The following is a 24,130-nucleotide window of genomic DNA, read 5'->3' as shown; positions in this document are numbered from 1 at the left end:
CAAACAAAACGGAGTGAACGTCCGTTTTTGACTGTTTTGCCCACAATACCTACTGGCGGCTCATTTGTCAGATCCCTAACTTCGATTCCGAGTCGTTGTTTAACGGAATCGTCATTTTTTCGACACGCAAACGCCACAAAAGTAGGGCGGCAAAGCCGACGCCGATCCCCAAACTACTCCACTGATAGAACGTCAAACCACCCGCGAGTCGTGGCTCGGGACGCCATGTTTCGCTGATAAAACGAAACGCGGCGTAGGCGATCAGGTACAGCAACATCCAGTGCCGAGTCCCGCGACCTTTTCGGATCCCGTACGCCGCAACGCAAGCAAACAAAACATGGAACGCGAACTCGTAGAGTTGGGCAGGATGCCGCAGTAGCAATCCGCCATCTTCGGCCGCCGAAAATCGCAGCCCCCAACTCTGGTTCGTCGTGATGCCATAGCAACAACCATACAGCAAACAGCCGATGCGACCGATTGCGATCGCAATGGCAACGGGAATGACAAACGAGTCTCCGGTGGAAACACGCACATAAAATGTCCACTTGGCAAACTCGACTCCCAAGTATCCGCCCGCCAATCCCCACAGCACCGTCTTGCCGTCGCTGAACCACAGATCCAAAGGGTTGCCACCGGCAAAAGTGCCCGCCAGTATGAAGGGCAACTTCGCCGCGACGGTGGCGCCCACCAAACCGCCGACCAATATCCCGATTCGCTGCGCGGTATCGAGTTCCATGGACCGTTGCCGACGACGAATCCAATAGGCTGCGATCGCCGCCGCTAACCCCATGCAAACGGCGTAGGCAAATCGGGATTCAAACATCAAAACTCATCGCTTCAGTGGCGGAAGCGACAAATGGCCGGGGCGGTACAAGGTGTTGTATGCACAGAAGGGCACCATATGACCACTTGGCAATACGTGATGCGTACAGCACTTCATCAGTTGACGAATGTCGAAATTGTATGCGTCAAGAAAGCTTGTAATCGTGACCCGCATCAAGTCTTTGGCGGTTGCTTGTTGAGCTAGCACTCGAGCGAAGAAGCGATCGAGCGCCGGATCCATGCTTCCGGATGAATTGTCGGATTTGGTTTGAGCGGGTGAGTCAGTAGGATCAAGCGAGACAACGTCCGCGCAACCGCAATCGCTTCCACAGTGCGACATGCGTTCGAGAAACAAACGGACGAGATGTTGAGATCGTTCGGGAGTAAAACTGATGCCACCGGCAATCAAGTCAAGATTTTCAGCAACAGGAGCGATTTGATTCAGTGCTGCTAAGCGGTTTCCATTCCGCGCCGCCAACATGATTTGATGACAGTTCGGATGAGCGCAGGGCAGCGGCGTAAAATCTTGCTCACGAATCATCCCGCCACTCGCCTTAGCCAAACCTTGGATGACGTCAGGAAAAGTCACGCGGTCCTCTAAGTCGGCGGGCAACAAATGCCGACCGCTAAACGTCGCCGGCTGGAGACTCAGTCCCGTCACATTCGCTCGCCCCAACGCCTCGGACCATAAATCGCGGTAGAAATGTTCATCCAGTGGCGCTGTGAGCGTCGACACCAACGTGACATTCAAATCCGCTTCGCCCAAGCGATCCAGTGCACGACGTTTGATGTCGATCACGTCTTCGCCACGCACCCGACGAACCAATTCGCGATCCATCCCGTCCCACTGGAAATAGATTTCGATGCGATCTCGGTTCTCTGCCAAACGCTCGACCAGTGCTGTATCTTTGGCTAGTCGCAGTCCATTGGTATTGATCATGACATAGTCAATCGGCCGAGCGAGTGCCTCGTCCACGATACGTTCAAATTGCGGATGCAGCGTCGGTTCACCGCCAGACAATTGACACACCTCGGCGTGCCCTTCACACTCGATCAACCGATCAAGTGAGGCAATGATATCGTCGAGCGAATGGTCTTTCCCGGAGGGGCCACTTGATGCGAAACACATCGGACAGCTCAGGTTGCAACGGTCGGTCAATTCAACCAATCCGATACAAGTGTGTTGTTCATGTTCTTCGCACAGCCCACAATCGTGCGGACATCCTTTGTCGGACTCCGTTGATCGCACCAGCGGCAAAACCGATGCGGTATGTCCTTCCCCGCGATCCCACCAGCGGGCATCGCTGCAAACAAAATCCTCGCGGACACCGTGCTGCGGACATTTTTTGCGAAAGTAAACGCGTTGCCCTCGCGTGATAATTTTCGCGGGCACCACAGTCATGCATTCGGGGCACAGCGAATCGGTCGTGCCGATCATAATATGATCTGCACGCGGACGAGGATCGATCGCTGCAAGAGCCGACTTGGGCAGTGAGGCAGGAGGACGATTCATCATTCGGTGGCTCTTTCACGTCGAGCAATCGAGGCGTCTCGACGAGCACGCGCCGCATAGCGAGAACGAATCACGGTTGCAATACAAGTGATGGCAACTACAAAGCTGCCTATCACCGAGATACTAAGGCCGAGCATCGAAGGACCGTAGCCGGCATTGCCGACGGTCATCATCGCCAGCAAACCGCTGGCGGTGCAAACCGGGACAAACAAGACCCAAACAATCGGGGTTAACAGCAGCGGCAACACCCATTTCCAAGGCATCGTCACGGTCACGCCTCGCAGCAACGAAACAACAACCCACAGCGATGCAAACCCAAGCACACTGAACAGGAGAATCATCATGCTTGGATAATTCCCCATCGCAACGCCGCTGAAGCCAACGATCATCAGCAGGATTCCTCCGATCACGCCCACTGCCGCGACCGCGGTCATGCCTCCGGCAAATCTGACGGGTCCATCTTGAGGCAACACCGTCGGTTCGGCCGCTTCATCGGTTTCGACAGGTGGTTGATACGGGTTTTCCATGATGGAATCGCTTTGCCGTTTTATTTTTTCCCAATCGCGATCAGATACTCTTTGCGGTCTTCGCCAACCCCGATCCCGGTTCTTATCAACAAGCGGTCGTCAATCGCGACGGGGGTGGCAAAGATCGAATCGCCTGACGGGTTCTCGGATAACAAGTCAAATCGGTTTGGCGTTGCCGCGACGACATAGATCATTCCCGCTTCGCTGGCAATATAGATCCGGTCCCCTACCAACATCGGCGAGGCGCTAATTCCGCCTCCGAACAATCGCTTTTTCCACATCTCCGTTCCGTCTTGCGTCCGCCAACAATACAGCACGCCGGTATCCGCCGCGGCGACGACATGGCCTGGGATCGTAAGCAAGGATTGTTCATAACATTGTACCGGATTCTCCCACAGCACGTTGTGAGCCCCTTCGCCGCTAACGCACCACGTTCCCGATTTGGGATTGCCGCCGCTAACGATAATGCGTTGCTGGTCGTCCCAAACGACGGTGCCGCAAATAGCCTCGGTCGCGGTATCGACACTCCATATCTCTTTGCCATTGCGTGGGTCGTACGCACAAATCTTGTCCGCACCAGCAAGCAGAATTTGACGTCGACCGGAAAGGGTGGTCACGATCGGCGACGCAAAGTTCAGGTTTTTAGGACGCGAGGTCTTCCAGACTTGTTTGCCGGTTCGCGAATCCAACGCATACAACCCGCTGTCTTCGCCATCGTACTCGGCTGCCACAATCACAAGATCGTCTTCGATAATCGGACTCGCCCCGTACCCAAACTGAAACGCCTCGGGTGCAAAGTTGCTCACCTTCCTCTGCCACACTTCCCGTCCTTCGGGGGTCAAGGCGGTGACCCAAATCGCATCGTCGGTGTGAAAGGCAACGTAGACACGGGTACCGTCAAATGCTGGACTCGGTGATGCAAAGGAATTGTGCGGATGAATGCGTGCTGGCAATGTGCCGCGATGGATCACCCATTGGTCCAGCAATCGTCCATCGGATCGATTGAGTTTCAGGACACTCTGCGTTTGTTTGTCGGACTCGGCGGTGGTTAGAAAAATCGAGTCTTGGACCACAATCGGAGTGGAGTGCCCACGTCCTGGGATTTTGGTTCGCCAAGCAACGTCGCTTGCTGTCGATACGTCCCAGCGAAGCGGCAGTTTGATCTCCGACGCGGCATGGTTGTTTGCATCGGGTCCTCGCCATTGTGGCCAATCCTGGGCCGCCCCCTGCTTGGCGATCAGTGAACCGAGACCCAACATCGACAGCAGAAGCAGAATATGTTTCATAGTTTCCTCGTAAAGGCACCGCGAATCGAAAATCCGCGATTCAAATAAAGAGCGAGCGGGCGTCGTGATCAGAGGATATCAGCTTAATGCATCGACCGAGTTAGCTGTACGTGGGGCCTGCGGAAGGACATTTTGCGTTACAATCACGCCTCAAACGGACAGAGTCAAATTTAATATTTGTCGTCATTCATCAAGATTTCTCGGAGAATTCAATGCGAGCTGGAATTGTTGGAGTCGGATTCATGGGCTGGATCCATTACTTGGCCTATCAACGATCAACCAAGGCCGAGCTGGTTGCGTTTGCCAGTCGCGACCCCAAGAAACGCAGCGGCGATTGGCGCGATATCAAAGGAAACTTCGGACCTCCGGGAGAGCAGATCGACGTCAGTTCGATCAACGTGGTCGAGTCGTTGGACGCGATGCTAGAGGACGATTCGATTGATTTGATCGACATTTGCCTGCCGCCACATCTGCACGCGGATGCCATCCGTCGCTGTTTCCAAAGTGGCAAGCGAGTACTCTGTGAAAAACCGCTTGCCCTCGATGCGGCGACCGCCCAAGCACTCGCGGCCGAGGCAAAACCGGGCCAATTGATGGTCGCTCACATTTTGCCGTTCATGCCTGAGTTCAAAATCTTGGTCGATGCCGCAGGCGATGGCCGCTGGGGCAAACCGATCGCCGGACGCTTTAAACGCACGATCAGCCCGCCTGATTGGATCCCTGATTTTTATGATCGCAGTAAAGTCGGAGGACCGCTTGTGGATCTGCAAGTCCACGACGCGCATCTAATCCGCTTGCTTTTCGGGATGCCCAGTACCGCATCATGTGCCAAGCAATGCAAAGACGGTACACCCAAGTTTTACGAAACGGTGTTCCAGTTCGAAGATCCGTCGCTGGTCGTTTCTGCAGGCGGAGGTGTGATCGATTCACCCGCGCGTGGATTCACTCACGGCTACGAAGTTAGCTTCGAAAAGGCGACGCTGCAGTTCGAGTTCGCCGCCTATGCCGACGGCAGCACCGCGTCGATTCCGCTGACGATCATGCATGCGGATGGTTCGGTTGAGCGGCCCACGCTCGGCGATGGTGACCCGATTGCCGGATTCATCGAAGAGATCGATGCGGCCGCCGAAGCGGTCGCAGGCTCGGAAGTTTCACCGATCCTTGACGCAAAAACCGCTGCCGACGCCCTCTCGATTGTCGAAATGCAACTCTGAGCCGTCGCCCGATAGGATGTCATGGCGTTTTTGCTAGCACCGTAAATTGACTGCTAAATTCAAATCGCCCGACCATTTTGCTGCTTGGGCGATTGCAGTGATTGCGGCATAATGATTTCGCGACTCGCGATTTTTCTGGCAATCCATTTATCCACCCCAAGGACGGCAAGCAGCATGGAGGCAATTTGGCCCGACCAGCCAGCGTTTGGCTTTGGCATCGATTCACTCAATCCTCACGTACCGCGTGGGATCGAAGCGGTCGGGGGCCAGACCAAGCGAGAGATTCGCGACCAAATCGTGCAGACCTGTCCGCAAGTTCCCGGCGTGTATGGAATGCTCAGCCGTAAAGGGGACTTGATCTATGTCGGCAAAAGCAAGTCGCTTCGCTCGCGATTGCTCAGCTACTTTGCGGACTCGAACAAGGACGAAAAAGGCGGCCGTATTATCGAGAACACGCGAGCGATTCAGTGGGAGACCCAGCCAAGTGATTTTGCCGCGCTGGTTCGTGAACAGCAATTGATTCGCCGATTCTCACCTCGTTGGAACGTACAAGGAGTGCCAAAGCGTCAACGCCCCGTCTATCTCTGTCTGGGTCGTGCTCCGGCACCCTATTTCTTTTTGGCAGCCAAACCACCGCAAGACTGTGTTGGAGTGGAAGGACCTTTTTTCGGTGCCAATCGGATGCAACGAGCGATCGATGCACTGAACAAAGTTTTTCTTTTGCGAGATTGCAGCCAGAAACAGGTTTTCCATTTCGCCGAGCAATTGCAGCTGTTTGATCTCGATCATCGCCCCGGCTGCTTGCGACTTGAGTTAAACACTTGTTTGGGGCCGTGTGCTGCCGCCTGTACCGGTGACGCCTATCAGTTGCAAGTCAATGCGGCACAGAGTTTTCTCGAGGGGTTCAATGACGAGCCGATTGTGGCGTTGCAGGACCAAATGGAACGCGCAGCAGCGAATCAGCAATATGAACTTGCTGGACGAGCTTACGAGACGCTTGCCTCGGTAAACTACGTGCATCGCAAATTAACGATGCTTGCCAAAGCGCGTCGTGATTACACCTTTATCTATCCTGTCGCGGGTTACGATAGTTGCCACACGTGGTATTTGATTCACGGTGGCGAATTGGCGGCGGTCGCTGCGGCACCTAAAAATGCGGAGCAGTACACGAGGATGAAACCGACGCTGGAGCATTGGAAAGCGATCACCGCGAACCCGATCGATCGCGGCCACGGCGCGTACCCTCATACGCTAAACCTTGTCGCAACCTGGTTTCGTAAAAACCGGACAGAGCGACAACGGACGTTTCTACCCGAAGAAGCCGGTCGCAAGTACCGAGCCGTGCTCAAAAAAGTGGGATAGACGCTGGTCTGCTAAAAATTCGGTATGACGTGGAAATGAAGGTTGCGCAACTTTTGTTTCGATTCTTAGTCGCGATAGCGACGGCAGTTGATAGCCCCGGACGCTAGTCCGGGGTCGACGTCGAACTACACCCCAAGTCGCAAAGCGACGACAGATGTCGACTCCTGGGGGCCTTCGCGCGTACATACGCGTTTCCTGTCGTCGCGTTGCGACTTGTTCGCTTTGGTTTCCTAAACCCCGGACTGACGTCCGGGGCTACTACGTGACGTCACTTCGTGACTAAGATTTTGCGAAACACTGGAACAAAAACAACGGTAAAATGGAGAGCTGATACGTCCTGACAATACCAGATTTCCAGTAGCTCAGGCCATCGAGCAAACGACTAACGAAATTTCACCCAACTGTTCCGACCTGTTTAACCCTACAGTTTGAGATTAACGCTTGCTTCCGCTTGTGATGCTCCAAACTCGCCTACAGAATCGCCAGCGGATTGCGTTTCGACTCGAGCGTACCTCGTGTCACGCCTAGCCGATTGGTTGCTTGCAGTCGCTTCCAAACTTCACTGCCGGAGATCTCACCGCTCAGTAACGCTTGATACGTCTGGATCGTTTCTCGCGTTTCCTTTTCGCTTTCGTCGAGCAATTCGATCCGAAACCATTGGACGCCACGACCGATCAGGTCGGCCACAATCTCAGACCCACTTTGGGCCGTAGCATTGTAGAGCGTATTGCGACACGCAACGTCGGCTTGCAGCGGATGCTCGGCCCCGACACGGTCACGCAACTTGACAACGTGCCGGTCGCAGGGACGGCCACAATTCGTCTTGTTGGTTCCCGGTGACATCACGCTGCAGAACACACAATGCTCCATGTGGAACATCGGCATGTGTTGATGGACGACGATTTCCAGATCACTGGGGATCACCGAGTTGACCAAGTCCATCAACTGATCGCGATTCAAATCATAGGAACTGGTGACACGCTGCACGCCCAGCCCGAGTAGCCATTCTGCCGAACGGTGGTTGGCAACGTTCAGCGAAAAATCGGCAACGACAGGCTTGCCGGTGTCCACCAAATAGCGAACCGCCGCAAGATTTCGAGCCAAGTAAAAATCGGGTTCATGGCGGCCCAGCACTCGCAAAAACCCCATTTCGCCCGGTTTTTGCATGCGTACGCACGCTAATCCGATCGTCGCGTTGTTTTGATGTGCCGTCGCAATCGCATCCTTGTACTCGCGGACGTCATGAAAATCAGCGTAGATCGTGCAGCCGGCGAATTGGCTGGCGACGGCAACTTGTTCCAGGTTGCGGCACAGTACGGCGAGTTGCGGCGAATCGTTGTTTTGGATGGTTGCGTCACGACTCAGCGGCGCTAGCATGCTTCGTCCCCCGGCGACGTTGACGGTTCGCTCAGGACGGGATTCAAGCCGCTCGATCAACGCGTCGACTAATTCGCGGCGAAGCTGATTGATCAGCCCGACGGGAACCATCGGTCCGTCACTGATGTGTGCCGTGAAGTTCCTCAGGTTAAACGGAGTGCCACCCAGGCGTGCGATTTTCTCTCGCAGCATGGTTTCGTCGGCCGGATGCTTATTGGCTTTTTCAAGCTCTTGCTGTCCCACAACCTCCACGGTCAAACCACTGCCGGTTTTAGCCGACATCTTCAATACCGCGCCCACGGCCGCATGTACCTCGATATCAATCTCTTGACGAACGACGGCATCGGCGCGAGCGAAACTCTTTCGCAAGCGACGGTTCAATTTTGGGTCGTCGTTTTTGAACACGATGTCGTCGATATCGACATCACGCCAATCGATCTCGCCGCGACCAAATCCAATCCACACTTCGCTGCTGGCCTTGGCCGATTCCATACGATCGTACTGCAAGCTCTCGATCGAATAAATGCGGCCGCCCTGCATCGCTTCCCCTGCAACGGCGATCGCCAAACCGTCACCGAGTGCGATCGGCGACGCCAAGCGGACGCGGATGCGGTTCTGGTCAAAGTCCAACACCTTGCCGATCTCGATGCCGCGTTTAGAAGATTGTTTGCCGGGGACCAATCGTTTGTGGTCATTACCTTCGAGCCATCCTGGCGAGAAGCCTCGCGAGAACGACAGCTCCATCTCTTGACGATCCGTGTCGTCGACGTGTACTTCCCCGGTGCGGATGGCATCATCAATAGCGCGTCGATAATGTCCCGTGATGTTGGCGACGTACTCAGGCGTTTTTAGTCGTCCTTCGATCTTCAGTGACGCGACCCCCGCGTCGATCATGTCGGGAATCGCCGCGTATCCGGCTAGGTCTTGCGGGCTCAGCAAATAGCGGACTTCCCCAAGATCGCGGTCTTCGCCATCGCAGATCAGTTCGTACGGCAGCCGACACGCTTGAGCGCATTGTCCACGATTCGCACTTCGCCCGCCCAGTGATTCGCTTGTTAAACATTGGCCGGAGTAGGCGACGCACAACGCTCCATGGATGAAGACTTCGATCGGCATATCGGTAGCCGAGGTGATCTTGCGAATTTCGGCAACCGATAACTCACGCGCCAACACGACGCGAGACAGACCCAAGTCGCGAGCGACCGCGATCGTTTCGGCGCTGGTCAAACTCATCTGGGTCGACGCGTGGATTTCCAGCTGCTGGCAAATGGACCGCACGATCCGGGCGACCCCAAAATCTTGGACCAAAACAGCGTCAACGCCCGCTTCGGCAACTCGTTGGACTACGTTGATCAGATCGGGCAGTTCCGAAGGGAACGCCAACGTATTCATGGTCACATAGCCACGGACGCCACGGGTTCGCAGCCAGCTCATCAATCCGGGCAGATCGTCCAGCCCAAAGTTCTGAGCACGAAAGCGGGCGTTAAAACCACAGTCCAACCCAAAATAGATCGCATTAGCTCCATTTTCGACCGCCGCGCGAGCGCAGTCCCAGTCCCCTGCGGGCGACAAAAGTTCAATTTCGGAGCTAACTTTACTTGGCATCGTGTTCATGCAGCCAAGTATGACTACCAATCACGATTTTGGGAAATGGATCAACTCGGAAAGCGATTTTGAATCCCGCCAGAGCCACGGAACGGGTTTTCAAGTGCCTACTCGGGATGATCCGAGCAGCTAACCCGGTCGTTTCGGCCAAGCTGAAATGCTCGGCCGGTCACTGGACATGTCGGCAACGTGCGGCCGGCGTAAACGTCAGTGGCGATTTCTCGCATACTCGATGAGGGAGCGCTACCCGTGTCATCGATATAGGCTTCGACGTGATGTTGCAGCAATTCTCGCGAGAGTTGGCAGCTGCGATCGTGAGCCTGCTCGCCAGGTTTCTGCAGATGCCGAATCCCGATGATGGCCACGGTGGCAGAGATAATCAGAACCGCCATCACCTCGATCAACGTGAAACCTTTGGGAGGCAACGTAAAGCCTTTTTGGGGGGACGCCATTATTCGAGTACCTCAAACATGTGGAACATCGGGGTGTAGATCGAAAGCACAATGCCACCAATCGCGACCGCCAACAGGATGGTGAGTGTCGGTTCAAGCAGTCCGACCGAAGCGTCGATCCGTGTCTCGAGTCGTTCACGTAGATGCTCGCAAGCCCCACGGAGTGCTTTGGGGAAATCGCCCGATTGTTCGCCCACGGCGACTAACTGACAAAGTGTGGCCGAGAAGAAATGGTCATGGTTGCCAAGTTGTTTGCTCAACCGTTCGCCTCGCAGCACGCTGCGCCGGACCTGATCGACCGAGGCTCGCACCTCGCGATTGCGAACACACTCCACGGCCACCCCGACCGCATCGGCAGGCGTGTAGCCACACTCGACCATCGACGACATGCCTTCGACAAACTGCAGCACCGCAACATCGCGAAGCCATGGACCGACGAGCGGTAATTTCAGTAGAAACGCGTCGGCCATCCGTGATAGTTTGGGACGCGAACGGATCAGCGAAATCAAGGCGACCAGCGTGATACAAAACGGAACGACAAGCCAGCCGTTATGGATCACTTGCCGGCTCATTCCCGTAACCACTTGCGTGACCACCGGCAAATCGACACCACTGCTTGAGTAAACGGTTTCAAATTCGGGAACCACGACGACGCACATAAAAATCATCAAACCGGCACCCGCAACGGTGATCAGCACCGGGTAGCTCACCTTTTTGATAATCCGTTTCTTTAGAGCAACGCTTCGCTCGAGTTGTTCGCAGACACGTCGCATGGCTTTTTCGAGCGAACCACTTTTTTCACCGATGCGGATTTGCTGGACTTGCATCGGAGTGAAGGTACGCGGGTAACGCTGCATCGCATCACTGAGAAGTCCGCCCGCTTCGATCGTCATTCTTAGACGCACGAGTACGCTACGGTAACGAGCCGACGATCGGTCCGCTGCCAGCGCGGCAAGGGCTTTCGGGAGCGACAATCCGTTTTCAAGCAACATCAAAAGCAAACCCAACAGATCGGCGAGCGGAACGGGAGGAATTCGTGTTGAATCCCCTCCCTTCTTCTTTCCGCCAACTTCAATCGAGTGCAACTTGCGAAAGAATCCGATCACCCCACCGCCCGCAGAGGCGACGGAATTTGAGCGATGATTCAGCTGGGCATGAGAGGTTGCCATAATTCAGTTATCTCGGGCAATTGTTTTTTTAAAACGGTTGGACGTGAAGGCTCACGCTGACTTATTAGGATTAAACACAGACCGCGTCGACTGTTCGCGATCCGCCAACCACCGGTTTGGATTCCGTTCGGCGGCGGTCACCACTCGTTTTGAAGTAGACCTCTTCGAGTGACGTGCGTCCGGCGACGGCTTGTTCAAGTCCCGCATTGGCGAGCCCCACCATTCCGGCAGCAATCGACAGCTCATACAGCTTCGAATGAGGCACACCGGCTTCGATCGCCATCGTGATCTCGGGAGTGATCGGCATGATTTCAAAAATCGGCAAGCGACCTGAAAAACCGGTGCCCAAACACTTCTTGCAACCTTCGCCGCGGAAGAAGTCGGCCGACCGCGAGATCGTTTCATCGGGATCCAGGGCATCAAGCAAATTGCGATTCGGAGTGACTGGCATCTTGCAGTTTTCACAAACGCGGCGTAGCAGTCGCTGGGCCACACTGCCAAGCAACGAGCCAGCAATTTTAAAGTTGTCGACCCCAAGGTCGCTCAATCGTTGAACCGCGCCGACGGCATCGTTGGTATGCAGGGTGCTGATCATTAAGTGGCCGGTCAGAGCGGCTTGAACCGCCGTGGTCGCAGTTTCACTGTCGCGAATTTCACCGACCATAATGACGTCGGGGTCCTGACGCATGATGTATTTCAGCGCGTTGGCGAATCCCATTCCGAACTCGCTATCGCTTTGCACTTGATTGATTCCCGGCAATCGATACTCGACCGGATCTTCGACCGTGACGATGTTGCGATCGTCGCCGTTTAGGTGTTGAAGCACGGCGTACAGAGTCGTACTTTTTCCGCTTCCGGTTGGCCCTGTGACCACAAACATTCCGTGCGGCTTATCGATCATTTCGCGAAGCGACTCGAGGTTGCGAGGCATCATGCCCAATCCGTCAAGCGAGAACGATTTGCCGCCTTCATCGAGAAGCCGCAGTACCAATTTTTGTCCATCGACCGTCGGAATGCCGCTAACACGAAATCCGACCCGTTTGCCGTTTTCGTAGACATTCAGATGGCCGTCTTGAGGGCGGCGATTTTCAGTCGTATCCATGTCGGCCATGACTTTGATGCGGCTGATCACCGATTCTTCGATATGATTGGGAATCGTCATGACTTGTTGCAGTTCGCCATCGACACGGTAGCGAACTCGCATTTCCGGCTTGAACGGTTCCAGATGAACATCGCTGGCCCCGGCCGTTGCCGCGCCCGACAAAATTGCTTGAACCAAGCGAACAACAGGTGCATCCTCTTGATCGACGGTAACCACCGATTGGTTGACGTCCTCTCCGGAGGCCTGCAATTCCCGAAGTTCGCCGAGTTTCATGTCGACGATCGTTTGACGAGCCACGCTGCGGTCATCGTAGACACGGCTGATCAGATCATCGATATCTTCGGCCAGAGCTACTGCTGGTTTGATTTGGTAGCCCGTCATGAGTTCGGCTTCCGCGATCGTTTCGATGTCGTCCGGGGCAACCATGGCCAGAATCAATTGCCGGTTCTCGACTTTGATTGCTCCGGTTTGACGTGTCCTGGCAAAGTCTTCGGGTAACAAACGAGCAATCTGCGCGTCCACTGCCGTGGCATCAATGTCGATGTACGGCACGGCAAACTGTTCGGCCAGCGCACGACCGAGCTGGACGGTTGACAGCAACTTTTGGCTGACCAACCAATCTCCTAGCAACACGCCTCGCGGCTTCGATGCAAAGGCTGCATCAAGCGACTCGGCACTCATCACGTTTTGTTCGATTAAGACATCGCCTAGTCGTCGCATTTTATTTTCTCGGACTGTGTTTGATTTCTTGCGTTTTGTGCTTTACCGGCTACCGACACCGTCGGCAGCATGAGAAACGAGGGCAACGATTTTTTCTTCGAGTACAACGGGATCAAACGGGGTGATCAAGTAATCTTGAGCTCCCGCGTAAAAGGCGCGCTCGACGGTTTCCAAACTTGGGTCCAACGACACGACCAAAACCGAAAACTGATCGGCTTTAAATTCGCCTCGTAATCGCGACAGCCACTCCAGCCCATCGCCATCACGCAGCGCGGTATCAACGATTACCAAATGAGGGAATTTAGCCCGAATCCGATCAATCGCCTCGCCACCGGTGCCTACCAACTCGATTTGGTATCCAAGCAACTGCAGCCGAAACGACATCAGTTCCGAAAGCACTGGCTCGGACTGAACCAGCAAGATCCGTACACCGGAGGAATCGAACATTGTGGTGCCTTGTCGGGGCCGAAGGTTGGTGAAATGGAAGGAAAGTGAATGCAACTCAAGCAAGAACTCGCGTTGAAATGTAGGTCGCAAAAAGCGAAATGGCGGAAAACATGGGGGCATTAACCGACTCGTTTGTGGGGAATCGAAAGATATTGCTGACTCACTACCTCCGAGTGCCTTGCAACCCGCCCTCGCATCCTCCGGATCCGCATAACCGTCACAATCCAAATCCTTTGACCGCAGCAACGATTGCTTGCACTCTTTTATGCGATTCCAAGAGCACCCCCTCTAGAGCGTAGTCCAGATTTGAGTGAGGTCGGACTACGGTATCTCGACGCTGCATTGCTTTGAAGCAGAGCAGCATTTGGGCATATACGGCAGACCGATAACGCGCGGGGCATTGCGCTAGCACAATCGTTGATGAAATTCACTCGTGGAATTCGTTGGTGAATGATTGAGAGCGTGGACGTACGGAAACCAGGGGGGCCTACTACCTAAGGAATAAGAGCGTGTTGAGGATCTATTTTGCTTCGCTGAAAGTCGCGATTGCGATCGTTTGCGTCGGAATCAGCCTGATACTTGGCAGCAAGTTTCTGGGTTTGATTCCAGAGTCGCTGCATGACAACGGACGCGCGTTCATGCGTTTGGTCGCCTTCTTTATCGTCGGTGGTATTGCTGCCTACACTCTGCTGGTCGTTCGGCTGTTCGGATCCTTCGAAGTCACTCAGGTGGTGACGGACCGAGTTCGCAAATCGTTGGATGCGTTGGCCGAAGGCTTGGTAATCATGGATGACGCTAACCGGATTGTTCTGGCCAACCGCTCGTTCTGTGACACGATCGGTCTAACCGCCGAAGAGTTGGTCGGGCAGCGACTTAATTCACTGGGATGGGTGTGCAGTCGTTCGTCGACTTCCGAGGACTTTCCTTGGGCTCGGGCGATGAGCGAAAATAAGCGGCACGTTGATCAACTGATGCGATACCAGCATCCCGATGGTTCGTTTCGTTTTCTGGCGATTAACGCCTCCCCCGTGGACGACAACACCTCGGACGAGGGAGGCGTTTTAGCGACGTTTCGTGATGTGACCGCTGTCGAAGAGCATCGCGCCGAAGTCGAACGACTGCTGCAAATGCTAAGAAACAGTCGCGAAGAAATGTCAAACAAGAACCGCGAACTCCAAGTACTCGCGACTCAAGATGCGTTGACCGGATGCGTGAATCGCCGAGCCCTTTTTGAAAGGTTCGACTCAATTTGGACGACGCTCAATCGCGCCCAACCGATGCTTGCTTGCCTCATGGTCGACAATGATCATTTCAAACAAGTTAACGATACTTATGGGCACCAAGTTGGGGACGAAGTATTAAAAGCCGTAGCCCAGATATTGCGAGATTCGTTTCGCGCCCCTGCAGTGGTCTGTCGCTACGGCGGCGAAGAGTTTTGCATTCTGATGCCTGGGGTCAGCCTCGATGAAGCAACCAAGGCTGGCGAGATAGCTCGCCAAGGTGTCGCTGCTCAACAATTTGAAGATCAACCCGAGCTAAGAATCAGTGCGAGCATCGGAGTATCTCACCTTCAATTTGGTGCCGATGACGCCCTGGCATTGATCAACCAGGCTGATTGTGCGCTCTACGTCGCTAAGCACCAAGGTCGCAATCGAGTGGTGGTGTACGGCGAACCCGAAGCCAAATCGGTAGCTCGAGCGGATGAGAATTGCGTTTGCATCTGATGCACACGGAGTTCACTGGAATCCACCCATCGAATTTTGGGCTCGAAACATCCCGCCGCCGCCCATACCGCCGCCGCCCATTCCGCCCTGCATCGACATCGGTATCGGGACCTCGACCGATTCGAGCACCGGATCGGGGCCAAAGTGCGATTCACGCAGTGTTTGCAGCAACGTCTCGATTTGCTGATGCACGTCATAGGTGGTTGAAATCAGCAACGCAGGACGTGTCGATTGAAACGGTGCCATCGTCGAAGGCCCCCCCAACGCCTCCCATGTGTCGGGACGGATCGTGGTTTGGATCAGATTGATGATTGTGGTGAAATTTCCTGGGACCACGCCAGTTCCTTCAAGCCAATAAATCCGATTCAGCAAACGTTCTTCAGCAACTTCAACGGTCGTGACCGTTAAGGTCTCACCTTGGATAGTGTAGGTTAAGTCAAAATCAGCAAGCATGATTTCCAGTAGACTTTGTAGTTGAACCTGCTTGATGACGAAGTCGACCGGAAAGTCTACGGTCAGACCGATTTCTTCCAATGCCCGAGCATCGATTCGGATGGGAAGATCGGCTTCCATCGAGATCGTCTGAAGAGCCTCCTCTAACGGAGTGTCGAAAAAGGTGGCTTGCATCGGGCTATGAAGTGCCGTGGCAATTTTCTTCTCTACGGCTTCGTCAAGATTGATCCAGCGTGAGACACCGATGCCTTTGTGAACCAGTGACGCGGTGTCGGCGGTGATGACCACGCCATCGTTTTCTACGGTGGCTCGCAGGCCGTGCGGTCGCAACATTTTTCGCAGTGCGGTCCTTAACGGCAGCTCACTCGCTTGAAGTTTAACCTGAGTTTCACCCTCTTTGAGCTCGGCGAATGCGACGCCGCGATCATCAATGATGACGGGGACACCGGTAATCGACTCGAGGGCCGTTGGTAGATCGTCGAGTGTAACCTCAACGTTGAATTCAAAGGACTGGTCCATGGCCTGAAGTGCGTGTTCGGCGACCGCGCCGACTGGATCCGGAACCACCGTTTGCTCAGCCCACATCATGCGTGCCCCAGTGGTGCTCCCTTTGCTGTCTTCCTTTGTCGCATCTTTTGCTTTTTTGTCGAGCGGTTTTCGTTTGGGTTGGTCGTGCGGTTCGGTGGTGATCGCCGCTCCGCCTCCACCCATGCCGCCACCACCAAACTGAGCCACATGACTGGGAATTTTAATCGTTTCGGGTTGTTCGCTGGGCTGGCCCGCCGAGCCAGAGACCATCAACAAGCCGAGGATGGCAGAGCCGGCGATCACGCCCGCGAGGGTCGTAAACAGTGAAGGCATCAGTCGGGTTCCTTGCGAGAGTAGAGAGTCAAGAAGATGAGGGTCAACGGGGGAATCGGGAAGATCGCCGCGATGCAGCGATTCAATCAGTGGTTCACTTGCCTGAGCCGCCGTCGTGGTGGAAACGGTTAATGCATTGGCAGCGGCAAACGCCAATACCGGAACGACGCCGCGACGACGCAGCCGATCAGCAAGTAATTTTTTTCCGCGTTGCAATCGGCCTCGTACCGAGCCAACGGTGGTGCCCAGCGATTCGGCGAGCGACTCGAGCGTGGTGCCTTCGTACAGATGCATCACGATCGCGGCGCGGTAATGTTCCGGCAGCTCGGACAATTCTTCGTCCAACACGATCGCTTCGTGTCGCTGTGTTAAACGGTCCAGCGGATCGTCGGGGGTGGCAATCGGTTCAGCCATGGATTCGGTTTCACGTTTGCACGATTGAGTTACGGCTACCGCAGCACGTTGGGCGACGCGGTGCAGCCATCCTGCAAGCCGTTCGGGGTGTCGGATTTTGCTACTGTTACGTGCCAGGTACAAAAACGTCGTTTGATAAGCATCGTCCGCATCCGCGTGCGATCGGCACCGTCGCCGGCAAACGCTCAGCACCATCACGCTATAGCGATCGACCAGCGCCGCCATCGCCGCAGCTTCATGGTCTTGGTTCCATGCATCGAGTAGATCCGCATTGGAAACACCGCCCAGATCGTGTGACGATGGGCTTGTGGTCGAGCTCGGTTCGGTCGTTTCTTCAGTAATATTCATGGCATCTATTACTGTAGTGCGACCAGCCGGGCGAGGTGCGCGCAGAAAATCAAAATATTTCTGCTGCAAAGCAAACACTCCACCTCCCCAGCCTCGGGTGGCATTGCGGCACGGCGTCAGCAGTTCATTGATTTTGTCGTTATTTTAATAACATAGTCGCCTTTTGCTCCGCAAAAGTTGCGTTTATTGACGCAGCTTTCGCGGAGCGAAAGGCGACTTTGAATAAGTCGCCAGTCCGCAAGACGCCCGGTGTTTTCCGAACGTTTTACTTGCTGCGACCGAGCGAACTCCAAGACAGCTGGCCTTCGTCTTCTGTCACGTTTTTTCGCGATCGACCACGGCAATACAGGCTGGCAGGAGCGTTAGATTGACCAGTGTTCCTAGTAACAACGTGGCCGCAACGAGGGTGCCAAATGTGGCGGTCGGAATGAATTCACTAGTCGACAAGATGCTGAACCCGAAAACCAATGCGCACGTCGCCAACAAAATCGGCACTCCGACGCTTCCGGCAGCGTGAGTGACCGCCACGGTGATCGGATGTCCATGTTTGCGATAACGCCGATAAATTGCCAACAAGTGGACCGATCCGTCGATCGTCAATCCAATCGAGACTGCCGCGATCATCGCTGCCCCCATGTTGATCTTGCCACCAATCCAACCCACCGTCGCTAACACCACAAACGCAGGTAGCAAGTTGGGCAGCAGGGCGGCAGACGCCAGCCGAATCGATCGCGTGGCGATCCACAACAGCAACCACACCAACACCCCGGCAAACCCCAGACATCGCCATTGGTCACCTACTAACTGTGACACCAATCGTGACATCATCACGTAGTAACCGGTGACAATTGGGCGTGAATCAGGGGGCGTTTCGAACGCATCGTTCCAAGCATCGGCTTGCGTATGTTTATCGACGATCCGCTGGACCTCGGCAATCAACCGCGTTTTTGATTCCGCAGGCAATTGTTCTTCGCTGCGAATCATGATTCTCAAACGACGTGGTTGAGTGTCGGAGGGATTGAGTAACGCATCGACAAACTCAGGCATCGTGGCTCGCATCCCCGTCATCCGCAGCGACGGAGGAGCGTACTTTAGTATCGGTGTCTTGCCGACGACATATTCAGCGTCGGCCATGCTCAAGACCTTCGTCAATTTGGCGTCATCGACCTCAATGTCGCGTAGGTCCCTCTCCATCAGCAGGACTTGTCTCAAGTAGTCTCGCGTCAATGGCTTTGGCGCGGGCAACAGGATGTCCCACACCCCCGCGCCGCCAAACTGCTGTTCGACTTGGTCATACGCCAGCACGATCTCGCTGTCGCTACGAAAATTGTTCAGGAAGCTGGTTTCTGGTTTCGCTTGCCATGTCCCAAGCACTGAAACACCCAACAAAATAAGAGCAACGGCGATTGCGAATTTGCGATGTGACACAAACGCGGCGGCAACCAAGGTGCAGCGACGGCTGATCGCTCGTGTTGCCCTACGCTGGACGCGGTGCAACGATTTGCCGAAACTCAATTCAGGCAACATCATCGTCACCCCCGCAAACAAAATGATGGCAACAAACACTGCGATCGAGGCGATGGCGATCATCGCACCAAATTGACGTACCGGCAGAATCCGTGACGATCCAAGCGCCGCGAATCCCGCAGCATCCGTCAAACAAGTCCACAGGATCGGAACGATCAGCAGCGAAAACGATCGCCATGTGGCGTCGTAACGACTAAGTCCCTTGGCCCTGGCGTCTTGGAATTTAGTCCCCAAATGCAACACCGCGGCGACCGCGATCACCGTGATGATCGCGGGCATGATTGTCGAAACAAGCGATTGATTCAGCCCCAGCAGCACGAGCGTCGCTTCGGTTACGACGATCGACCACACCACGACCAGACCCGTCAAAGCAACAAAACGCAGGTCCATCAATGTCACCAGCACGACGATACTCAATAGGATCAGCGTCACGGTAGTCAGTTTACGTCCGTCGCGCTCAATCAAATTGAAACCATCGTGAATCAGCACCGGTTCGCCCACGACGACGCCGGGTTCTGCGATGGCTTCATATTGATCGGGAAGCTTGCTGGCAATCGCTTGAAGTGATTCAATCGCCGCCGGCGGATGGTTTGGTGACAACATCACGACCACGGCAGCAAGTCGGTGGTCGTCGGAGTGGGTATAGCCTGCGAACAAATGTTCGATGCCACGAGCAACGATGTCGTCGCGGCGAGCCAACCCCGGAATATCCGTTTCGCTGCGAAAGAAGCTGCCGGGACGAATCTTTTCGACTGCCGCGTTCAGCGTCGATGGCGATAAGATGCCGTCGACTCCTTCGATTTGACGGACTTCCGACGCGATTGCGTCACTTCGCCGTAACCCCTCGTTGGACATCAAATCGGCGTCGGGATAAACCATGATCGCGACCGCATTGCCACCAAACGAATTTTGCAACGTTTGATAATCGACCAGTGTTGAATCGGTGGGCGAGAACATCGCCGTGATGCTGCGGTCAAGCTTTAGCTGTTCCGAAAACGGCCACGCCGCAGCTAACACGATCAAGCCGAGCAGCGATAACACCACGCGGAATTGAATCAAACGCGAAGCCATGCTCCCTGATTTTCGGTTCGTGCGGGTCGGTTTGTTCATCGTGCTCGCTCGCAGTCCACGCTAGGCTCCGCTAATATTGCTCGTATCAAATTGGCTCTCTCGTCATCGATTCCTGCATTGCCCATGCCCCATTGGACTCAATCCGCATCGTCTAATCGAATGAAGTTCGTTGGCATCATCGTATTGGCATTGGTCGTTCGAGGTGGGGTGGTGCTGAGCAACCTCGACCAATTTGGTCAAGATCCTGACGCTTACCGAGTGATCGCCGAAACACTTTCCGAAACCGGGGTGTTCGGACTACCCGCCGCGAGTGGCTCCGGCGAGATTGACGCGGCCCAGCCCGCCAAGCCAACCGCATTTCGTCCGCCGCTGTATCCTTATCTGCTCTCCTGGCTCACGGTCGATCACCACGTCAATCATTTGCTTGTAGGGTTGCTGCATCTGGGGTTGGGTGTGCTGACCACAGCGTGCACTTTATCGATCGCATCGCAATTGATCGACAGGGGACGTTTCGGGCTAGCGAGTATTTTGGCTGCGGTGTTAGTGATTATCGATCCGATTTTGGTCCAGCAATCGACCCTGGTGATGACGGAAACCATCGCTGCTGCCCTGGCGACGCTGGCCGTTTGGCTTTGGGTGTGCCGCTGGATACCGTCGCCGACGCTGGCAAATGCGTTGATGTTCGCGGTTTTGCTTGCGTTGGCTTATTTATGTCGTCCCACGTTTTTGGTTTGGGCGGTGTTGATGTTGCCGGCTATTTTGTTCAGCACGAAAAGCTGCTGGACTCGTCGGCTGGCGTGCACGTTTGCGACCGCAACGATCATGGTGTTGGCGGTGGGGTTATGGACAGTTCGTAATTTGAACGCAGTGGGGCATCCGGTTTGGGCGACCAGCCACGGAGGCTACACGCTGCTGCTGGCCAACAACCCCTCGTTCTACGACTACCTTCGCCACGGCAAGTTTGCTGAAGCCTGGGACGCCGAGCCGTTTCTTGAAGCTTATGAGCATCGTTTTCAGGGCGATCCTACAAGCGAGACCTTCTGGCAAACCGATTGGTCCAATCCTGCCGCAGAGTTGCCGGCACCTCGATCACTCAATGAACACGCGGACGACCAGTGGTCGTACCAGGCCGCCAAGGCAACGATTGCCCGAGAACCGTCGATGTTTGTTTGGTCCTGTGTCGTGCGACTGGGGCGATTGTGGAGTCCGATGCCACATCATGTCGCCGGTCGATCCTGGCCACCGATTGTGATCGTAACGCTTTATTATCTGGCCTTCTGGATCGCCGCCCTTGTCGGGCTTTATCGCATCGGCCGCGGCATTTTGACCCCAGCGTGGTGGGCGATGATCGCGTTGGTGATCACGCTGTCGGCGGTTCACACGATTTACTGGAGCAATCTGCGGATGCGGTCGCCGATGATTCCGTCACTTGCCGTGATCGCCGCTGCCGGTCTGATTCGGCCGCGATTTGTCGAGCCGCTTCTCGTCGACCAAAATGCGGACTGAGGCGGAATCGAGATCATCAAATTGGCCGTGCCGAATCGACCAAATGCACGCCACGAGCGCTGAACCACCCAACAGCAATGCGATCGGCAATGCGATCGTTAAAACACTCATGCTATCGATTCCTTAAGGAGAGATCGGCGGGTGCGTGGCGATGGATCGGACTTCTCGGCATCGTCTGCGGATGCATCGACGATCGGCGTGGCCAGCGTCATCGTCAATACCGTCAACGAGCTGATTGGCATCAAGATCGCCGCGATCAGCGGGCTGATGATTCCGGTCATCGCCAAAACCGCAGCAATCAAATTATAGCTTATCGAAACCGCAAAATTCCGATGGATCGACCGTGCGGTCCGTTTGGCGGTCTGAGTCAGCGTGACGATGCCATCGAGCCGACTGTTGCCGATCAAAATCGGTGCAGCCGCAAGACTCGCGTTCGCACCACCTCGAAGCGCGACACCGACGTCGGCTGCCGCAAGCGCCGCCGCGTCATTGACGCCATCACCGACCATCACAACCACGTGGTCATCGCGTTTGGCTTGCTGGATCGCCGCCAGTTTTTGTTCGGGTGATTGATCCCCCAAAGCGAGCGCCGCGTCGATGCCGAGCCGATGGGCAACCTCGCTGACAATCGCAGCATGATCGCCCGACAACATCGCAACCTTCCATCCGCTATCACGCAATTGGCTGATGACATGATTGGCCTCGCCACGAACCGGATCGCTGACACCAAAGACGGCCTCGATCCGGTCGTCCACCACGACCAAGATCGGAGTGGCTCCGGATGACAAGACGGTTTCGATTTGTTCTTGCTCGAGCGGGCATACGGTAAGCTTCATTTGATCAACGAGCTTCAGGCTGCCGATCGTAAAATGCCGTCCTTGAATAATACCTTCGACACCGACTCCCACGCGATTTTGAACCTCGATCGCCTCAAGTGAATCTGCATGACTGCTTCGTTTGTACTCGGTGATGGCACGGGCGATCGGATGGCCGATGGTCGACTCAATCGCTTGCACTCGCTGCAAAATCTCTGGCTCGCCGAACCAATGCGTGACTTGCATTCGGCCTTGGGTGAGCGTTCCGGTCTTGTCAAAAAAGATTGTTCCGGGTTTCGAAAACTGCTCTAGCGATTCACCCGAACGAACCAGGATTCGCCGTTCGGCGAGTCGGCCGACTGCCACCGCAATCGCCAGCGGAGTGGCAAGCGCCAGTGCACAAGGGCAAGCGACAATCAACAAGGCAACGCTATGATTGATTGCCAGCGCCGGGTCCACATGCCACCATGCAATCACGGTAACAACCGCAAGCACCATCACCACACTGACAAACCATCCCCCCACGCGATTGGCCAATTGGACAATCGGTGTCTTGCTCGCAGCCGCCTCGGCAACCGATTGCGAAAGGGCACCGAGTCGAGTTGCGTCGCCAATCGCGGTCGTTTCGACGTGAATCACCGATGCGATGTTTTCTGTGCCGGCTTCAACATCCGATCCAATACCAACTGCGACGGGACGGCTTTCACCGGTCAATAACGAGCGATCGAGTTGCGATTGCCCCCGCACCACGCGTCCGTCCACGGGAATGCTTTCTCCTGGATCGACCTTCACAATGTCGCCCAGCTTAATTTCGGATGCCGGAACACGCGTCAAAATTTCGTCGCCGTCCACTCGCGTGGCCGCATTGGGCGTCAAACTTAAAAGCGCCGAGATCGCACGCCCCGCCGAATGTTGTTGACGAAGTTGCACCCAGCGTCCGACCAACAGTAAAAAGACTAGCGTCGCGATCGAATCAAAGTAAACTTCCGACGTGGTCTCGAACAAACCATAGATGCTAGCGATCACACCTGCGGACAATCCCAGTGCGACTGGCAAATCCATGTGCGGCACTCGCAAGCGAATCGAGGCAATCGCACCTCGCAGGAAAACGCGGCCAGGAAACAGCACCGCGGCAACGCCCAGCCCCACGCCGGTGAATCGTAACAAGTTGCGTTGGGATTCCTCGATCCCCGAAAACGCACCGGCATACAGTGCAACCGCAATCCACATTGCATTCATCGCACAAAAACCGGCAATCGCAACTTCGACAAGCATTCGCCGACTCTCTTCGCTGCTGGCGTCCCGCTCGCCCGCCGTATCAAGCGGCACCACGTGATAGCCGATTGTTTTTAGCAGTCGTCCCAATTGGCTAAGTTTGACGGTGGTCGGATCGTAAACCAATTCGACCGATCGCGAATGCATTTGCACCGACGCAGAATGCCATCCGCTGACATGATTCGGTGCTTGTTCAATCAACCATGCACACGCGGCACAGTGCAGACCGCGAATTGATAAACGGACGCGAGCCAATTCGATGCCATTGGGACCGATCCCCTTTTTGACCACCGAAGGAAACAACAGTTTGGGATCATCAAGATCGTCAAACGAATCGCGACCTCGATCGCCAAGCGTCTCGGTGGGGCCGCAATCACGCAGCGCGTAATAGTCCTCCAGACCCCAGCCATGAATCAATTCCCAGGCTCCTTTGCAGCCATTGCAGCAAAACGCGGGTGCTGACTCATCGTGTGGCCTGGGGGCGGGCAATCCACAATGCACACACTCGACGGTTTGCTGGGTTTGCGGTCGATCCATTGC

The 24,130-nt window shown here is 55.2% G+C and carries 17 protein-coding genes; 4 read left to right on the top strand and 13 right to left on the bottom strand.

Annotation, left to right across the window (positions count from 1 at the left end):
- Positions 1-67 precede the first annotated feature (67 nt).
- Genes SH528x_RS02400 through SH528x_RS02385 form a run of 4 tightly spaced genes read right to left on the bottom strand, consistent with a single transcriptional unit; the run spans position 68 to position 4,148 of the window.
- Entirely contained in the window at positions 68-823 is a 756-nt protein-coding gene (locus SH528x_RS02400) for a prolipoprotein diacylglyceryl transferase (protein WP_442508939.1), read from the bottom strand.
- A gap of 6 nt (positions 824-829) precedes the next feature.
- On the bottom strand, positions 830-2,338 hold the full coding sequence (locus SH528x_RS02395) for a radical SAM protein (protein ID WP_442508938.1): 1,509 nt from the start codon (positions 2,336-2,338) through the stop codon (positions 830-832).
- Entirely contained in the window at positions 2,335-2,862 is a 528-nt protein-coding gene (locus SH528x_RS02390) for a hypothetical protein (protein ID WP_442508937.1), read from the bottom strand. Before SH528x_RS02390 ends, SH528x_RS02395 begins: the two co-directional genes overlap by 4 nt.
- A 20-nt stretch (positions 2,863-2,882) precedes the next feature.
- On the bottom strand, positions 2,883-4,148 hold the full coding sequence (locus SH528x_RS02385) for an outer membrane protein assembly factor BamB family protein (protein WP_442508936.1): 1,266 nt from the start codon (positions 4,146-4,148) through the stop codon (positions 2,883-2,885).
- Between the two features lie 212 nt (positions 4,149-4,360).
- Between SH528x_RS02385 and SH528x_RS02380 the strand changes: the two genes are divergently transcribed.
- Positions 4,361-5,362, top strand: a complete 1,002-nt coding sequence (locus SH528x_RS02380) for a Gfo/Idh/MocA family protein (RefSeq protein WP_442508935.1) — start codon at positions 4,361-4,363, stop codon at positions 5,360-5,362.
- Between the two features lie 174 nt (positions 5,363-5,536).
- Positions 5,537-6,724 carry a GIY-YIG nuclease family protein gene (locus tag SH528x_RS02375; protein WP_442508934.1) on the top strand — a complete coding sequence of 396 codons (1,188 nt, stop codon included), beginning with the start codon at positions 5,537-5,539 and terminating at the stop codon, positions 6,722-6,724.
- Between the two features lie 471 nt (positions 6,725-7,195).
- On the opposite strand, the gene SH528x_RS02370 is transcribed toward SH528x_RS02375, so the two are convergent.
- The 5 genes from SH528x_RS02370 to SH528x_RS02350 form a co-directional block, all read right to left on the bottom strand.
- Positions 7,196-9,715: a DUF3656 domain-containing U32 family peptidase gene (locus tag SH528x_RS02370; RefSeq protein WP_442508933.1), complete on the bottom strand. Its 2,520-nt coding sequence runs from the start codon at positions 9,713-9,715 to the stop codon at positions 7,196-7,198.
- 98 nt (positions 9,716-9,813) lie between these two features.
- Complete coding sequence (locus SH528x_RS02365) at positions 9,814-10,158, bottom strand: competence type IV pilus major pilin ComGC (RefSeq protein ID WP_442508932.1); 345 nt, start codon at positions 10,156-10,158, stop codon at positions 9,814-9,816.
- Positions 10,158-11,327 (bottom strand): type II secretion system F family protein, encoded by a 1,170-nt coding sequence (locus tag SH528x_RS02360; protein ID WP_442508931.1) that lies wholly within the window; start codon positions 11,325-11,327, stop codon positions 10,158-10,160. The genes SH528x_RS02365 and SH528x_RS02360 overlap by 1 nt, the downstream gene beginning before the upstream one ends.
- 70 nt (positions 11,328-11,397) lie before the next feature.
- Positions 11,398-13,149 (bottom strand): GspE/PulE family protein, encoded by a 1,752-nt coding sequence (locus SH528x_RS02355; protein ID WP_442508930.1) that lies wholly within the window; start codon positions 13,147-13,149, stop codon positions 11,398-11,400.
- Between the two features lie 42 nt (positions 13,150-13,191).
- Positions 13,192-13,596 (bottom strand): response regulator, encoded by a 405-nt coding sequence (locus tag SH528x_RS02350; RefSeq protein ID WP_442508929.1) that lies wholly within the window; start codon positions 13,594-13,596, stop codon positions 13,192-13,194.
- Positions 13,597-14,105: 509 nt separating this feature from the next.
- Here SH528x_RS02350 and SH528x_RS02345 point away from each other — a divergent pair.
- Positions 14,106-15,320, top strand: a complete 1,215-nt coding sequence (locus SH528x_RS02345) for a diguanylate cyclase (RefSeq protein ID WP_442508928.1) — start codon at positions 14,106-14,108, stop codon at positions 15,318-15,320.
- A gap of 12 nt (positions 15,321-15,332) precedes the next feature.
- On the opposite strand, the gene SH528x_RS02340 is transcribed toward SH528x_RS02345, so the two are convergent.
- Both SH528x_RS02340 and SH528x_RS02335 read right to left on the bottom strand, forming a co-directional pair.
- Complete coding sequence (locus SH528x_RS02340) at positions 15,333-17,396, bottom strand: sigma-70 family RNA polymerase sigma factor (RefSeq protein WP_442508927.1); 2,064 nt, start codon at positions 17,394-17,396, stop codon at positions 15,333-15,335.
- 315 nt (positions 17,397-17,711) lie between these two features.
- Positions 17,712-20,033, bottom strand: a complete 2,322-nt coding sequence (locus SH528x_RS02335) for an efflux RND transporter permease subunit (RefSeq protein ID WP_442508926.1) — start codon at positions 20,031-20,033, stop codon at positions 17,712-17,714.
- A gap of 120 nt (positions 20,034-20,153) precedes the next feature.
- Here SH528x_RS02335 and SH528x_RS02330 point away from each other — a divergent pair, with 120 nt between their 5' ends.
- Positions 20,154-21,500 carry a hypothetical protein gene (locus SH528x_RS02330; protein WP_442508925.1) on the top strand — a complete coding sequence of 449 codons (1,347 nt, stop codon included), beginning with the start codon at positions 20,154-20,156 and terminating at the stop codon, positions 21,498-21,500.
- Here SH528x_RS02330 and ccoS read toward each other — a convergent pair.
- Together ccoS and SH528x_RS02320 are read right to left on the bottom strand one after the other, a co-directional pair.
- Positions 21,420-21,611 carry a cbb3-type cytochrome oxidase assembly protein CcoS gene (ccoS, locus tag SH528x_RS02325; RefSeq protein ID WP_442508924.1) on the bottom strand — a complete coding sequence of 64 codons (192 nt, stop codon included), beginning with the start codon at positions 21,609-21,611 and terminating at the stop codon, positions 21,420-21,422. The genes SH528x_RS02330 and ccoS overlap by 81 nt on opposite strands.
- Complete coding sequence (locus SH528x_RS02320) at positions 21,608-24,127, bottom strand: heavy metal translocating P-type ATPase (RefSeq protein WP_442508923.1); 2,520 nt, start codon at positions 24,125-24,127, stop codon at positions 21,608-21,610. The genes ccoS and SH528x_RS02320 overlap by 4 nt, the downstream gene beginning before the upstream one ends.
- Between the last annotated feature and the right edge of the window lie 3 nt (positions 24,128-24,130).

It is taken from the genome of Novipirellula methanifontis (assembly GCF_052161655.1).
GTDB lineage: Bacteria > Planctomycetota > Planctomycetia > Pirellulales > Pirellulaceae > Novipirellula.
This window is presented reverse-complemented; position numbering and strand designations above follow the sequence as displayed.